Annotated in this window: 16 protein-coding genes; 10 read left to right on the top strand and 6 right to left on the bottom strand. The window is 70.6% G+C overall.

The genetic code is table 11. The features are described from left to right. Window positions 1–383, top strand: a 383-nt coding sequence (locus K4B79_RS44250) for an AMP-binding enzyme (protein ID WP_445276269.1), incomplete at its 5' end; no start/stop codon positions are given. Window positions 384–438: 55 nt separating this feature from the next. Here K4B79_RS44250 and K4B79_RS44245 read toward each other — a convergent pair. Beyond that, complete coding sequence (locus K4B79_RS44245; RefSeq protein WP_232033121.1) at window positions 439–1,029, bottom strand: TetR/AcrR family transcriptional regulator; 591 nt, start codon at window positions 1,027–1,029, stop codon at window positions 439–441. A gap of 73 nt (window positions 1,030–1,102) precedes the next feature. On the opposite strand from K4B79_RS44245, the gene K4B79_RS44240 reads away from it, so the two are divergent. Beyond that, window positions 1,103–1,942 (top strand): SDR family NAD(P)-dependent oxidoreductase, encoded by an 840-nt coding sequence (locus K4B79_RS44240; RefSeq protein WP_232033120.1) that lies wholly within the window; start codon window positions 1,103–1,105, stop codon window positions 1,940–1,942. Between the two features lie 195 nt (window positions 1,943–2,137). After that, a complete protein-coding gene (locus K4B79_RS44235) occupies window positions 2,138–2,359 on the top strand; it encodes a hypothetical protein (RefSeq protein ID WP_232033119.1) in 222 nt (73 codons plus the stop codon). Window positions 2,360–2,365: 6 nt separating this feature from the next. On the opposite strand, the gene K4B79_RS44230 is transcribed toward K4B79_RS44235, so the two are convergent. The 4 genes from K4B79_RS44230 to K4B79_RS44215 all read right to left on the bottom strand — a co-directional run bounded on the left by K4B79_RS44230 (window position 2,366) and on the right by K4B79_RS44215 (window position 6,992). Next, window positions 2,366–2,917, bottom strand: coding sequence for a DUF4396 domain-containing protein (locus K4B79_RS44230; RefSeq protein WP_374208584.1), 552 nt, complete (start codon window positions 2,915–2,917; stop codon window positions 2,366–2,368). 348 nt (window positions 2,918–3,265) lie between these two features. After that, window positions 3,266–4,564: an MDR family MFS transporter gene (locus tag K4B79_RS44225; protein WP_232033117.1), complete on the bottom strand. Its 1,299-nt coding sequence runs from the start codon at window positions 4,562–4,564 to the stop codon at window positions 3,266–3,268. Further along, entirely contained in the window at window positions 4,561–5,748 is a 1,188-nt protein-coding gene (locus K4B79_RS44220; protein WP_232033116.1) for a PLP-dependent cysteine synthase family protein, read from the bottom strand. Before K4B79_RS44220 ends, K4B79_RS44225 begins: the two co-directional genes overlap by 4 nt. 791 nt (window positions 5,749–6,539) lie before the next feature. Beyond that, entirely contained in the window at window positions 6,540–6,992 is a 453-nt protein-coding gene (locus K4B79_RS44215) for a hypothetical protein (RefSeq protein WP_232033115.1), read from the bottom strand. A gap of 185 nt (window positions 6,993–7,177) precedes the next feature. Here K4B79_RS44215 and K4B79_RS44210 point away from each other — a divergent pair, with 185 nt between their 5' ends. From K4B79_RS44210 to K4B79_RS44185, 7 genes are all read left to right on the top strand, one after another. Next, window positions 7,178–7,546, top strand: a complete 369-nt coding sequence (locus K4B79_RS44210) for a BlaI/MecI/CopY family transcriptional regulator (RefSeq protein WP_232033114.1) — start codon at window positions 7,178–7,180, stop codon at window positions 7,544–7,546. Then, window positions 7,543–8,454 (top strand): M56 family metallopeptidase, encoded by a 912-nt coding sequence (locus K4B79_RS44205; protein ID WP_232033113.1) that lies wholly within the window; start codon window positions 7,543–7,545, stop codon window positions 8,452–8,454. The genes K4B79_RS44210 and K4B79_RS44205 overlap by 4 nt, the downstream gene beginning before the upstream one ends. 146 nt (window positions 8,455–8,600) lie before the next feature. Then, on the top strand, window positions 8,601–9,626 hold the full coding sequence (locus K4B79_RS44200; protein WP_232033112.1) for a C40 family peptidase: 1,026 nt from the start codon (window positions 8,601–8,603) through the stop codon (window positions 9,624–9,626). A 204-nt stretch (window positions 9,627–9,830) separates the two neighbouring features. After that, the gene (locus K4B79_RS44195; RefSeq protein ID WP_232033111.1) at window positions 9,831–10,724 is read left to right on the top strand and encodes a DUF5134 domain-containing protein; all 894 of its coding nucleotides are present in this window, start codon (window positions 9,831–9,833) and stop codon (window positions 10,722–10,724) included. A gap of 60 nt (window positions 10,725–10,784) precedes the next feature. Beyond that, window positions 10,785–10,907 (top strand): hypothetical protein, encoded by a 123-nt coding sequence (locus K4B79_RS48130; protein WP_269464685.1) that lies wholly within the window; start codon window positions 10,785–10,787, stop codon window positions 10,905–10,907. A gap of 118 nt (window positions 10,908–11,025) precedes the next feature. Beyond that, a complete protein-coding gene (locus tag K4B79_RS44190; protein WP_232033110.1) occupies window positions 11,026–11,493 on the top strand; it encodes a hypothetical protein in 468 nt (155 codons plus the stop codon). Between the two features lie 96 nt (window positions 11,494–11,589). Next, entirely contained in the window at window positions 11,590–13,224 is a 1,635-nt protein-coding gene (locus tag K4B79_RS44185) for a multicopper oxidase family protein (RefSeq protein ID WP_232033109.1), read from the top strand. Between the two features lie 85 nt (window positions 13,225–13,309). Here K4B79_RS44185 and K4B79_RS44180 read toward each other — a convergent pair whose 3' ends face one another. After that, complete coding sequence (locus K4B79_RS44180) at window positions 13,310–14,698, bottom strand: glycoside hydrolase family 43 protein (protein WP_232033108.1); 1,389 nt, start codon at window positions 14,696–14,698, stop codon at window positions 13,310–13,312. Window positions 14,699–14,768 lie beyond the last annotated feature (70 nt).

The following is a 14,768-nucleotide window of genomic DNA, read 5'->3' as shown; positions in this document are numbered from 1 at the left end:
ACCGCCTGTCCACCGGCAGCATGGAAGAGGCCCTGGCCGCCCACCCCGACGTCGCCGAATGCGCCGTCATCGGCGTCGCCGACGAACTCAAGGGCCAGATCCCGCGCGGCTTCGTCGTCCTGAAAGCCGGCAGCAACCGCGCACCGAGCGAGGTCGAGGCCGAACTCGTCCAGCTCGTACGCGACCGCATCGGCGCCATCGCCTCCCTCAAGGACGTCACGGTCGTGGCCGCCCTGCCCAAGACCCGCTCGGGAAAGATCCTCCGCAAGACGATGCGCGGCATCGCCGACGGCCACGACGAACCCATCCCCTCCACCGTCGACGACCCGGACGTCATCGAAACCCTGCGCCCGGTCCTCCGCCGCGCCGATCACACGCCGTGAACGGCGCCTCTCCCTGGAGACAGATCAGCTGGAGCAGCCGGCCGGCCCATTGGTTTCAGGTGGGGCGGCGGATGGCCTCTACGGCGGTGTCGTAGAGGTCGAACATGTCGGCCCGTCCGCCCAGGCGTACCCATTCCTCGTTGGCCGCCTGCAGGCAGATGATCGCCGCGGCCGCGATCGCGCGGGCTTGCAGGCTGCGGCGGTCGGAGTCGGGCAGCCGCGGCTCGATCAGCGGCGCGAACAGGTCCTGCCAGCGGGCCTGCTTCTCGGCGTGTCCGGCGCGCAGGGAGTCGTTGCCGAACAGCAGCGTGATGAACTCCAGGCGCCCTTCGGCCGTCATGTCGATCTCCTCGAGCGCCTGGAACGCCGTGCGCAGCGCCGTCCAGGCATCCTCGTCGGCCGGGCGCTCGGCGAGGCGCGCGGCGATCAGCTCGCCCTGTTCGTCCAGACCACTGAGCGCGAGGTCTTCCTTGGCGCGGAAGTAGTTGAACAGGGTCCGCCGGGAGACACCCGCGGCGGCGGCGACCTCGTCGAGGGTCGTGTCGTCGTAGCCCTTGGCGGCGAACAGCTCGATAGCGGTCCGGGCCAGCAGTGATCGGACCACGGAGCGGGTCTGTTCCCGAATGGGTGTCGGTTTCTGAGCCATGCACCGATGGTATGTCATCGCACTCCATGCATCTACTTGCACTCAGTGCAAAAGCGTGCGTAGAGTGAACGTCATGAGCGACATCGACTACCGCCGCCAGACCGTCATCGTCACCGGCGCCAGCTCCGGCCTCGGCGCCGAATTCGCCCGCCAGCTGGCCCGCCGCGGCGCCGACCTCGTGCTGGTGGCCCGCCGCGCGGACCGCCTCGAGAGCCTGGCCGCCGAACTCACCCGCGCCCACGGCGTCACGGTCACCACCGTCGCCCGCGACCTCGGCCGGCCCGACGCCGGCCGCACGCTGCGCGCCGAACTCGAGTCCCGCGGCATCCACGCCACCGGACTGGTCAACAACGCCGGCTTCGGCACCCACGACGCGTTCACCGACGGGGACCCCGACCGCCTGCAGAGCATGATCGCGCTGAACGTCAGCGCGCTGGTCGACCTCAGCCGCGCCTACATCGGCCCGCTGTCCGTCGCCGACACCGGCGTCCTGATCAACGTCGCGAGCCTGCTTGGCTTCCAGCCGACCCCGTACATGGGTGTCTACGGCGCCACCAAGGCCTTCGTGCTCAGCTTCACCGAATCGCTGTGGGAGGAGACCCGCGGCACCAACCTGCGCGTCCTGGCCGTGAACCCCGGCGCCACCCGGACCGAGTTCTTCGACGTCGCCGGCAGCCAGACCGCCGACTACGGCACGAAGCGGGCCACCCCCGAGCAGGTCGTGAAGATCGCCCTCGACACGCTCGACCGCCGGTCCGCGCCCCCGTCGGTGGTCACCAACGGCCGGCCGCTCGCCCTCCTCGGCAAGCTCCTGTCACGCCGCTCGATGGTCCGGCTCATGGGCTGGATGGCCCGCCGCCAGCGCCCGCAGCGCCCCGCAGCCCTCACCAACAGCCAAGGAACACGATCATGACCATCACCGACGTCACCACACAGCCCACCGACGCGGAGCGCTTCTACCACCCGTGCAGCGGCCAGTGCCTGGCCGAGGCGAACACCTCCGGAAGGAAACCACCGAGGGCTGATCACGACCTCGCTCTCGTCACCGGGGACCTGACCCGGCCCGAAACGGTGGCGGCCATGGTCGCGAAGGCGCGGCGAACTCGACGTGCTCGTGGACATGTCGCACATGACGGTGTCACAGATCGCGAGCATCGAGCACGAGGTGCAGGCGCGGCACGCCCGGACGACCGACAGAGCGCTGTGGCGTGTGTACACGGCCAGTTCGACCCCGTCGCCAGCCGCATTCTTCGACGCCCTTCGTGAGCTTCTCGCGATCGACGTCACCGAGATCGGCCGGGTACGTGGCGAGCATGTACCGACTGGGTGAGGCCGGTCAGTGATGGGCGTGGACGACAGCGTGGCCCTTGCCGCGGCCGATCATCCACTTGTTCACCGGCGTGGTGATCAGGAAGGCGACCCCGAAACCGCCGAGCAGGGCGGACCAGAACAGCCCGTCCGACAGGTGGGCGTCCATCGCACCCGGTGTGAGGGCGATGATCGCGTTGTCCACGAACTCCATCACCGCGATCGAGACGGTGTCGGCGGCCAGCGCGACCTTGATCGCGGACTTGAGGTCCAGGCCCGCCCGGCGGACCGCGAACAGGGTGAAGGAGTAGCCGAAGAGGAACGCCAGCGAGATCGCCAGGACCATGGTGGGCACGTCGCCCCACAGCAGGGCGGTGCCGATGACCATGCCGAGGATCTCGCCGATGGCACAGCCGGTCAGGCAGTGCAGCGTCGCCTTTGCGGCCATCCCCCACGACGCGGCCCCGTGCGCGTGCCCGTCGTGCCGAGCCGCATGGCCCGCGGGAGCGTGGTGAGTCTCGTGGGTGGCGTGCTCGTGCGCCGTGTCGGTGTGGTGCGCCCTGTGGTCCATGGCCTTCATCCCCATCCCGTCCAGTGGGGCCCGGTCCCCGAGCACCACATCGGAAACATATACCCCTAGGGGGTATGCAGCAAGGGCTCGTTCGGACCCGGGAAGCGGGGAGGCGACGACACGGACGGCATCGACCGGCGCGAGTCGGTCGACCCGCAGGTGCACGGCCGAGGGGCCGCCGCGGTGGGATGTGTTCGGGATGCGGGGGCGGGCCTGCCATCCATGTCCCGCCCCGGCGGCTGCCCGGTGCCCCGGCCCCGCGGGCACGTCCGCGGGGCCGGTCGAAGCGGCCGACTCTGCCCCACAGGGGCGGGTGCTGTACGGCACCCGCCCCTGGTTCCGGAGACCCCAGATGGGTCAGGCCGTGACGGGCTGCGGCTCGGGTGTCGGAGTCGCCAGGCGGCCTGTGCGGTGCAGGCCGTACAGGGCGGCCGCGCAGGCGAGTCCGAGGACGGACAGGGAGATCCACGGCAGTGCGGGCATGCCCGCGGCGCGGGCCGCGTCGAGAGCGGCGCCGGTCAGCAGGTTGCCGAGGGTGATGCCGATACCGCAGATGGTGTTGTAGAGCCCGTAGTGCGTGGCGACGAGTCGGTCGCCGGAGAGCCGGACGATGGTGTCCATCTCGAAGGGGTAGGCGATCATGGTGCCGAAGGCCAGCAGCAGGGCGGCGAGCGTCGGCGGCACCGCGGCGAGCAGCCACAGGCCCGCCCCGGAGTCCGGGACGGGGACGGCGGTGGCCGTCAGCAGGGGCACGAACGCGAGCCCCATGACCGCCAGGCCCCGGGTCAGTGCCTGGCCGGGCTCGTAGCGGGCCCTGCACCAGGCGGTCACCCGTGTCTGGCCGACGATCGTGCTCAGGCCGGAGACCGCGAAGAGCACCGCGACCGCCGCCGTGCCGAACTCACCGTCCCCGCCGAGCCGGCGGACCTCCAGCGGGAGGGAGAGGTAGACCTGGAAGGAGAGGACGTACGAGCCGATCATGGCGCAGGAGAAGAGCAGGAACGGCCGGTTGGCGAGGATGCCGCGCCACTGGGCGAGCACGCTCTCCCGGCCCCGCTCCTTCCTCTTCTGCGTGTCCTCGGCCCGCCGGGCGGGCAGGGCGCGGATCTGCACGATGCTCAGGAGCGCGAAGATCCCGGCGGCCACCAGGCAGGTGATGCGGAAGTCCACGCCGGTCAGCACCATCCCGACCAGCGGGCCCAGCAGGATGCCGGCCTGGTAGAAGACGTTGAACAGCGCGAACGCCTCGACCCTGCGCCCCCCGGCGTCGGCCGCGAGATACGCCCGGACGGCCGGGTTGAACAGCGCTCCGGCGAGACCGGTGGCCGCCGAGGCGGCGATCAGCGCGGCCAGCGAGTCGACCAGGCCGAGTGTCGCGAAGCCGACCGTGCGCAGCACGCAGCCGGCCACGATCATCGGCTTGTAGCCGAACCGGTCGGCGAGCGTTCCGCCGACGAGGAACATGCCCTGCTGGCTGAAGTTGCGTACGCCGAGGACGAGTCCGACGACCCAGCCGGCCAGCCCGAGAGTGCCGGACAGGTGGGCGGCCAGGTAGGGCATCAGCATGTAGAAGCCGAGGTTGATGGTGAACTGGTTCACCATCAACAACTGAACACTGCGTTCGTACGTGCGGACCTGTGCGAGGGTGCCCTTCACCGGTTCTCCTCCGCCGCGTCGCACGGCCCCAGCCCGGCATCCTCGCCGGCCCGCTTCGCCTGGCCCGCCTGATCCGCCGTGCCGAGCGGCTCGGCCTCCTCGGACGGATCGGTCAGCGTGAGCGGGTCGACCACAGTGGTGCACCGGGTCCAGCGGACGACCTCCTTCTCGTCCACGCGCCCGATCACGTCCGGCTCAAGCGCGGGTGGGGAGTCGAGCAGTCCGTGAGCGGCGCAGTAGTCGTCGTCGAACACCGTCCCGAGGTAGCGCTGCGGGCCGTCCGGGAAGATCGCCGCGATCCGGGTGTCCGCGGGCATGGTGCGGGCCAGCCATCCGGCGACCAGGGCGGCCGCCCCCACGCTCCATCCGCCGGTGGCGTAGTGCGAGCCGGCCAGCTGCCGGCAGGCCCACACCGCCTCGGCCGGGGCGACCCAGTGCACCTCGGAGAAGGTGTCGTAGGCCACGTTGCGGGGGTAGATGCTCGATCCCAGGCCGCGCATCAGCCGGGGCCGGGACGGCTGCCCGAAGATCGTGGAGCCGATGGTGTCCACCCCGGCCACCTTCAGCTCGGGATACAGCTGTTTGAGGACCCGGGAGACGCCGGCGGAGTGGCCGCCGGTGCCCACGCTGCACACCAGGACGTCGATGTGGCCGAGTTCGGTGGCCAGTTCCAGGGCGAGCGGGGTGTAGGCGGTGGTGTTGTCCGGGTTGTTGTACTGGTCCGGGCACCACGAGCCCGGGTGCCGCTCCATGAGCAACTGGACGCGCTCGCGGCGGGCCTGCTGCCAGCCGCCGGTGGGGTGGGGATCGGAGACCACGTTGACCTGGGCACCGTAGGCGGTCAGCAGCCGGGTCATGGACGTCTCCAGGCCCGGATCCGTGACCAGGGTGACCGGGTGGCCGTAGACCATTCCGGCGAGGGCCAGGCCCAGGCCCAGGGTGCCGCTGGTGGACTCGATGATCCGGGCGCCGGGCCGCAGCTCGCCGCGTGCGCGGGCCCGCTCCACCATGTGCAGGCCGGGCCGGTCCTTGATCCCGCCGGGGTTGAAGCCCTCCAGCTTCGCCCAGAAGCCGCGGTCCGGGGGTGTCAGCGGCTCGGACACCCGCAGCAGCGGTGTGTTGCCCACCAGGCCCGACAGGGCGGATCGGTCCGAGGTGACGGGGGTGTTCGTCGGTGACTGCATCTCTTTCGCTCTCGCTCGATGAATGCGTGGGGCGTGCTCATCTCGCGCCACGGCTCCACGGCGGAAGGGCGCTCCGGGCCTGTGGAGGCGTCGCACGGCAGCCGGTCGGTGCGGACGGCTGCGGGCGGGAGGTCTAGATGCGCCACCGGGAGGTGCGGGCGAGTGCTGTCCGTCCCGCGCGTGTCCTTCGCCGCTGGTACGGGTGACGAGGCACGGGCCGCACCCCGAGAACCGCCAGGGAGCCGGCGAGCGCCGGAATCCCTGCGTCGGCGGGCGGTTGCTCCGCTGCCTGGGTCGTCGTACGGACGACTCCGCCCGGCGCGCACTCCTCGTTCTCGTGGTGTCGGTGGGGTCCGTGCGGCGCCGCATCGCCCGCCGCTGACGCCGCCGACGCAGTGGTGGCGGAAACCGGCCGGTGATCGTCTCGGGTCGGCCCGTGGGTGAGGGCGCACAGCCCGACCACCAGGAGCAGGCCGCAGCGGATCAGAAGGAGGAGCCGTCGGAGTCGATATGGGGATCGGGCCCGCGGGGCATACGCGGGCGTACAGGAGTGTGTCGGCACAGGTCCTCCGTGCGTCCACCGCCTCTTTGTGCCACGACCGCAGCCATGGCACAAAAGGAGGACAGCAGGCATGGGTGGGGGTAGGACGGCGTCGACGATGCGGGCCGGGGATCCACGTCGGCGGGCACGGGATCCGGTCCTTGTCGCGCCGGGACTCCGGCGAACGCCCCCCTGCCCCTTGGCGAGCGGGCGGGGCGGAGGCCACCGGACGAAAGGGAGAAGCCGAGTCCTAGACCTGCTGAACCACGGATGATCTGACGGCTGCTGACGGCGAGACGGCAACCGCCGAGTCGCTGAGGCCCCGCTGTACCGCGACCCGCCCGGAAGCAGCCGATTCGCTGAACGATGCAGCAAAGCACGGCGGTGTGAGGACCGGGCCCAGATGCGGTTGGGCGGACAGGCACTGCTCGCCCGGATGCGACGAGCCGTGATGATCATGTCCGCCGCCCGCCGCGACAAGGCGGGGCATCGCCTGTGTGCCTGTGGCGTCGCGGGCGTCGTCGGGCAACGCCGAGGCAGGCGCCGCCGCGCTGGTCACCATGTGTCCTGTAGCGCTCTCGACGTTCACCGCGTGCGTGAACACGACGCCGAACAGCAGCACGGCCAGGCCCACTACGCGCAGCAGCGGACCCGCAGAAACGCGGGTCCGCACGATACGCGGGAGCGACCAGGCCGTAATCACGCCGTGATACTAGCGGCCCGCGGGGTTTGATCCACCAACTCCCCTGGAACGGCGCGTAAACGCGCCAAGCAAATGACCTGTTTGCTCCGGTGAGGGAGCGACGGCCGCCGGCCGCGACCCGTCGCGGATCGGCCGGAGGAACGTTCTACTATGTGGCTGCGTAGTACGGCGACAAGGGAGCGACCATGCGGCGGCTGGGGGAACTCGAGGCGGAGATCATGGACCGTCTGTGGCGCTGGCGGCGTCCCGCGACGGTGCGGGAGATCGTCGACGACATCAACAAGCAGCGGCCGCTCGCCTACACCACCGTGAACACGGTGGCCACGATCCTCTACAACAAGGGCTGGCTGCTGCGCGGGAAGCAGGGCCGCGCCTGGGTCTACTCGCCGATCCGCACGCGCGAGCAGTACTCGGCGGCGCTGATGGAGGAGGCGCTCGGCGCCAGCGAGGACCGCCCCGCGGCCCTCGCCCACTTCGTACAGCAGATGAGCCCCGAGGAAGTCGGCGCCCTGCGCGAGGCGCTGGCCACCGCCGACCGGCAGGACGGTCCGTGAACGCGGCTCCCGTGCTGCTCGGCTACGCCGGCGCGGTCGGGGTTCTCGCCCCGCGGCTGCTGCTGCGCAGCGCCTGGCCGTATCGCGCGCCCGCCCTCGCCGTGGCTTCCTGGCTGGCGTTGTCCGCGTCGTTCACCGTGACGGTCGCGCTGGCGGCGTACCAGCTCGCCGCTCCGACCGAGCACCTGCACGCCGATCTGATCGGCCTGCTGCACTCGTGCGGCCTGACGACCGGTACCGGCGCCCCCGACCCCACGGTGGCCACGCGACTGGCGGTGGTTCCGCCCGCCCTTGTGGTGCTTCTGGTCCTCGGCTTCTTCGTCCTCGAAGTGCTGCGGGGCCGGCGCACCCGGTCCCGTCACCGGAAGGTCCTGGACCTGGTCGGCCACCGTTCCGCACGGCTCGGCGCCACCGTCCTCGACCACGAACTGCCCGCCGCCTACTGCCTTCCCGGACACCGGCCGCGCATCGTCGTCAGCGCCGGCGCCCTGCGGCTGCTGTCCGCCGGGCAACTCGACGCCGTCCTCGCACACGAGCGCGCGCACATCGCCGGCCGTCACCATCTGGCCCTCGCCGCCGGCATGGCGTTCGCGAAGACTTTCGGCCCGCTTCCGCTGGCCCGGCACGGCAGGCAGCAGACGGCCGTACTCCTGGAGATGATCGCCGACGACCGGGCGCTGCGTCGGCAGCCCCGCGAGGTGCTCGCCGCCGCGATGTACGACATGGCCGCCGGTGCGGCGCCCGCGGGGGCCTTCGCGGTGGGCGGTCCGAGTGCGCTGATCCGTCTGCGGCGGCTGCTCACGCCGCAGCGGCGGCCGCACGCCGCACTGCGGGGCTCCGTGGCCGTGGCAGCAGCGGCGGTGCCACTGATCCCGCTGTTCCTGGGCTGCGTGCACGGCATCAGCTGATCAGGGCGATCCCTGCGGTTTCCCGGACAGGATTGCGATGCTAACTACGAATCTACTAAGTTGCTCCCAAAGTTGATCGACGCCAACGGCATGGCCGAGGACGGCTCGTGCCGCACCCCGCAGGTGAACAGAGGAGCTGCCGCAGGATGGGATCCCACCGCAGACCGAAGCCGCCGAGCCGCTCCCGGCTCACCGTTCTGGCCGCGACGGCGGGGACCGTCTCCCTCCTGCCGACCCAGAGCCAGGCCGCACCGAAACCGTCCATCGACGAGGTGCGCCAGCAGGTCGAGGAGCTCTACGAGGCGGCCGAGGCGCCGACGGAGGAGTACAACGCCGCCCTCGTCGAGAGGGACAAGCTCCAGAAGGAAGCCAAGCGGACCCAGGAGCAAGTGGCCGGGCAGCAGCAGGAGATCAACGAACTGCGCGACCGGATGGGCCCGATGGCCGCCGCCCAGTACCGCGACGGCGGCCTGGACCCGAGCGTGCAGTTGCTCCTCTCCACCGACCCGGACGACTACCTCGACAAGGCGGCGAGAGTCGACCGCATGAGTGCGCGCCAGGTCTCCCTGCTGAGCAGTCTGGAGGCCAAGCAGCGCACTCTCGCCCAGACTCGCGCCGAGGCGGTGAAGCAGCTGAGCGAGGCGGAGAAGGCCCGCAAGCGGCTCAGCGGCAAGAAGGAAGAGATCCAGGGCAAGCTCCGCGAGGCCCGACAGCTCCTGAACAGCCTCACCGCCGAACAGCGCGCCGAGTTGGAGGCCAAGGACGCCGAGGCCGACCGGGCCGCCGGCACCAGCGACAGCGCGGCCACGTACAACGGACCGGCGAGCGGACGTGCCCGTGCCGCCATCGAGTTCGCCTACGCCCAGCTCGGCAAGCCGTACGAGTGGGGCTCGACCGGGCCGAACTCCTACGACTGTTCCGGACTGACCGGAGCGGCCTGGCGCGCGGCCGGCGTCTCTCTGCCGCGCACCGTCCAGGAGCAGTACGCGGCGGGACGCAAGGTCGCCAAGTCGGACCTGCAGCCCGGCGACATCATCTACTGGTACAACAGCAGCCAGCACAACGGCATCTACATAGGCGACGGCAAGGCCGTCCACGCGCCGCGCACCGGCAAGAACATCGAGATCACCCCGCTCAGTTACATGCCGTACTTCGCGGCCACACGCCCCTGAGCCGACACGCCGGGTACGGCAGCCGGTCTCACCGGGTTCCCTGCACGCGATGCCCCGTGCAGCCAACGTCGGCTCGCACGAGCGAGGACGCCCCGGCGCGAAACCCACGGAACCGGTGAGCACTCTTCCACTCCGATACGTACTAAGGGGCCTAGCAGTTGAAGGCCTCGAAGTGACACAGCGGGGCGAACGGGAAGGGTGGACGTGGGAACTCTGGCTCTGAGCTGGTCCATTGCGGTGGTCGCCGCCCTCGTCGCCGCTGTGAGCGCGGTCCGAGTGATGACCACCGGCGGCGAGGCCCGGTTCGCGGCGGGCGGTGACCTGCTGATGGGCCTGTCCATGGCCGCGATGGCCCTGCCCGCGACGGTGGCCTGGTACGCGGAGTTCGGCATGTGGTGGTCGGCGGCGTTCACCGTCCTGGGGCTCGGCGCCGTCGCACTGGCCGTCAAGCACACGCGCGAGCGCGGCTGGACGTACGGCCGCCACTGGGTGCACCTCATCGTCGGCAGCCTGGGCATGGTGATCATGACGCTGGCGATGACCAGCACCTCCTCCGGTCCGGTACTCGCCCTCGGCCACGGTCACGCCATGGCGGGAATGCCGGGGATGGACCACGCGGCAGGCACGGAACACCCGGTGGACACGCAGCACTCCGCCGGAACGGGGCACACGGGCGGCATGGAGTCCATGCCCGGGATGAACATGCCGGGCAGTGCCCATGCCGCCACCGCCGGGGCCGACACCTCGTCGTCCGCGATCTGGCGCTGGGTGATCGCCGCGCTCGCCGTCTACTTCCTGCTGTCGATCGCCGCGTCCGTGTGGCAGCGCGCCCGCGGCGCGAAGCGGAACAGCCTCGCCGACAGCCGCGAGAGCGGCCGGCGCCGCAGCTGGGCCCGCTGGCTGCTCACCATGCCTGACACGGTCGTCGTGCACCTCGCGTCGCTGACGCTCTCCGCGTGGGACAAGACCCGCACCGCGGAGCGTGGTCGCCACGGCGGCCGACGCCGCCGGATCGGCGCCGCGCCGGAGGCGGCCCTCGCCGCTCACGTCGGCATGGGCGGCACCATGTCCGCCATGCTGCTGATGATGACCGTGTGACGGTCAGGACACACCAGGAGGCGGGACCTCGCGTCCGGAGTCCTCAACACCTTCCACGAGGTGGGCGGTTCGATCGGCGTGGCCGTCGTCTCCACCGTCGCCGCCACGACGAGCGCGGTGGTGGCGCTGGGTCTCGTACCGCGGGGCACACCACAGATGACCGGCGGGCCGCACGTGCACTGAGGCATCGTCTCCGCCCCTTGGCCGCACACGCCTCGTGGGCGGACTCCGCCGAGCGCGGTATACCCACGTGGGGTATATTGCAGCGACCCAGGTTCACAGCAGATATCGGAAGCGCGCGATGACGGTGCGGGAGTTCCCGTGGTTGCCCACCGGCGGAGTCGTCCGCCGGGTGCGCGGCATGTTCGTCACGCTGTGCGCCGCTCTCGCCCTGCTCGTGCACCATGACCTCTCCCACATCCCGGACGTCTCGGCTTCTGTCACGTCCGAGCGCGCCCCGGTCGCTTCGGCATCCGCGATGGCCGGCCACGCGATGCACCACTCGGCGCCGATGTCCGCCCCGCACACGCGGACGGGCTCGGCCGGGCAGAACACGCTGACCGGTGGCCCGGACGGTGCGGCCTGCTCCTCGATGGTCATGCAGCACTGTTCGACGGCGAACGTCACCTCCGTACAGATCGCGGCACCGTCCGAATCACCGATCCCGGCTGTCCCCCTCCAGTACGCCACGGTGGCCGGCGTGGACCTCACACGGTCCGTCAGCCGTGCGCCACCCGACCTGGCCGTCCTCTCCCAGCTGCGCATTTAGGCCGTGCCCAACGGCTTCCCGCGTCCCCGCGACGCGAGCGAGCCGTGTCCGGACACAGCCACAACGCCCCTTTGCGCACTGAGAAGAGGACCTTTCGTGAACAGCCTCAACCGTCGCTCCGTCCTGCTCGCCGGACTGGGCGCCGCAGGCACCGGCGTACTCGCCGCCTGCAGCGGCGACAGCTCCACCAGCCCCTCCCTCGTCAACCCCTCCGGTTCCCAGGTCACCCGCACCGAGAAGCAGCGGGCCGGCACGGGCAAGGTGCACCGCCTCGACCTGACCGCCGCGCCCGCCGTCCTCGACCTGGGCGGCGGCACCACGGCCAGGTCCTGGGCCTTCAGCGGCCAGGCCCCCGGCAAGGAGATCCGCGTCTCGGCCGGCGACACCCTCGCCGCCGAACTGTCCAACCAGCTGCCGGACAGGACGCCGACATCCATCCACTGGCACGGCCTGGCGCTGCGCAGCGACATGGACGGCGTGCCGCCGGTCACGCAGACGGCGGTGCGGGCCGGAGCCACCTTCACCTACCGGTTCATCGCCGACGCCCCCGGCACGTATTTCTTCCACCCGCACGTCGGCGTCCAGCTCGACCGCGGCCTGTACGCCCCGCTGATCGTCGAGGATCCCCGGGAGCCTCTGTCGTACGACGACGAGTGGGTCGTCGTCCTCGACGACTGGCTGGACGGCGTGACCGGTACGCCCGACGAGGCGTTCGCCGAAGTCAGGCGGGGCATGGGCGGCATGGACATGGGCGGCTCCGGCGATTCGTCCGGCTCTTCCTCCTCCGGCCACGGCATGGGGCACATGGGCGGAAGGGACATGAGCGGCGAAGGCGCGGACGCGGCGAGCCCCTCACCGTCCGCGTCCGGCTCCTCGGACGACGGCATGTCGATGAAGTTCATGCTCATGGGCGCCGAAAGCGACCTGCTCGGCGGCGACGCCGGAGACGTGAAGTACCCGTACCACCTGATCAACGGACGAGTGCCGGCGGCCCCTGACGTCTACACCGGCAAGCCGGGCCGGCGCGTACGCCTGCGCATCATCAACGCGGGCGGCGACACCGCCTACCGGGTGGCGCTCGGCGGCCACAAGCTGACCATCACCCACACCGACGGCTTTCCCGTCGAGCACCAGCAGGTCGACGCCCTGCTCATCGGCATGGGCGAGCGATACGACGTCCTGGTCACCCTCGACGACGGTGTCTTCCCGCTCGTCGCCCTCGCCGAGGGCAGGAACGCCGCCGGCATGGCCCTTGTACGCACCGGCTCGGGCCGAGCACCGAAGCCGACCGAACGGCCGGCCGAACTCGACGGCACGATCCTGACCGCCGCACAGCTGCGCCCGGCCGACGGTGTCCGACTGGACGCGAAGAAGACCGACCGGGTCCACCGCGTCGAACTGACCGGCGGCATGGACAAGTACGACTGGGCCGTCAACGGCAAGCGGTACGACATGACGGACCCGACCGCGAATCCGCTCCTGGTCGAGGAGGGCGAGCGCGTCCGCCTCGACTTCGTCAACACCACCGACATGTGGCACCCCATGCACCTGCACGGCCACACCTACCAACTCGGCGGCAACGGCCCGCGCAAGGACACCACGATCGTCCTGCCCAAGAAAACGGTGTCCGTCGTCTTCGACGCGGACAACCCCGGCCAGTGGATGCTCCACTGCCACAACGCCTACCACGGCGAAGCCGGAATGATGGCCCTCGTGGCTTACCGGGCCTGACACTTCTGCTCCCCACGGGCCGGGGCGGGACCTGGTGGATTCATCCGGTCATCCGGCCGATCCACCAGGTCCGACGGCGTGCGGCTCAGGCCCAGGCCGCCACCGGTACGAACGAACTGTCCTGCCGGAACAGGTCCGTGCCGTCCGTGCGTTCCACGCGGAGTTCGTAGTTGTAGTGGCGCAGGTAGTACCCGGGGTAGTTGTACGACTCGAAGCGGAGCGAGCCGGACGCGGTGCCGGTGCGGGCGATGAACGTGGCGTCCCTGGCGAAGGTGGACGTGCCGTCGTTGGGGTCGAAGCGGGCGCGGAAGTCCCAGTGGCGCAGGTAGTTGCCGGAGGGGTCGCGGAAGGAGTAGCCGTTGCCGTCGGCGAGGCCGGGGACGACGGTGAAAGTGGCGGCCTGCTTCGTGGCGGTGGTGCTGGAACTGCTGACGACCGGCAGGTTGAGGAGGGAGGACTGGACCTGCCAGTAGCGGGTGGTGAAGTTGGCCGAGCGGAAGGAACGGGTGACGTTCTTCGCCAGGGCCGGGCCGCCGGAGACCGTCTCCTTGATCACCGTGAAGTGGCGGGCAGTGCCGGAGACGGCGGGCAGGGCCGCCGGGGCGGACCAGGTGGCGAAGGAGTTGTAGCTGTCGCTGTAGTAGTAGGTGCCGTCGCCGTAGCCGTCGAAGAAGATCCGCCAGCCGCCGTTGTCGAGCTGCACCAGCGCCGGGCCCTCGCGGTAGCTGCCCCAGCCGGCCCAGTCGCCGGTCCGGGAGATCGTGTAGGGGCCGGTGAGGTTGGAGGCGGTCGCGTACTCGATGTACTTCGTCGTCTCGTTCTTGGTGAAGGCGTGGTAGGTCGAGCCGATCTTCACGATGTAGGTGTCGATGTGGTTCGCCCCGATGCCGGACAGCGCGACCGGTGAACTCCAGGACGTCAGCGCCGAGTTCGTCGCCTTCAGCAGGTACGGGGTGAAGATCCACTCGTCGTTGGTGGTCGAGCAGGACACGATGACGTTCACGCTGCCGTCGCTGTCGACGAACCACTCCGGCGCCCAGGCGCGGGACAGGTTGGCGATCGGGACCGTGTAGTCGTACAGGAAGGTCCAGTTGACCCGGTCGGTGCTGCGGGCGAAGCCGATGGTGGTGCTGACGTCCTGCCAGGTGTGGGTCGTGTAGGTGATGTAGTAGGAGCCGTTGGTGTGCTTGAAGATGCTCGCGTCGCGGATTCTGTTGCTGGGCGGGGTGTAGGCGGAGGCCTTGGCGAGCCGGAAGTCGGTGGCGTCGTCGGACTGGTAGACGTTCACGGTGCCGTCGTTGCTGTTGAGGAACGGCACGATGGTGTAGCGGGTGGCGGAGCCGCTCGGCGGCGCGGCGGCGAGGGCCGTGCCGGCCAGTCCCGGCAGTTCGCCCAGCAGGACGGCCGAGGCGGGCAGGACCGCCATGGCACGCAGCAGGGTGCGGCGGGACGGCGTGGGGGGTTGTGTGGTCACGGGCGGCTCTCCCTCGGACAGGACGCGGCTCTGCGTCCGAAATACCGAACCAAGTTCGGGAAGTCGATCA

This window comes from Streptomyces lincolnensis, from assembly GCF_021173675.1.
Taxonomy (GTDB): domain Bacteria; phylum Actinomycetota; class Actinomycetes; order Streptomycetales; family Streptomycetaceae; genus Streptomyces; species Streptomyces lincolnensis_B.
Note: the sequence above shows the minus strand (reverse complement) of the source record. Positions and strands in the feature narration are given on the sequence as shown.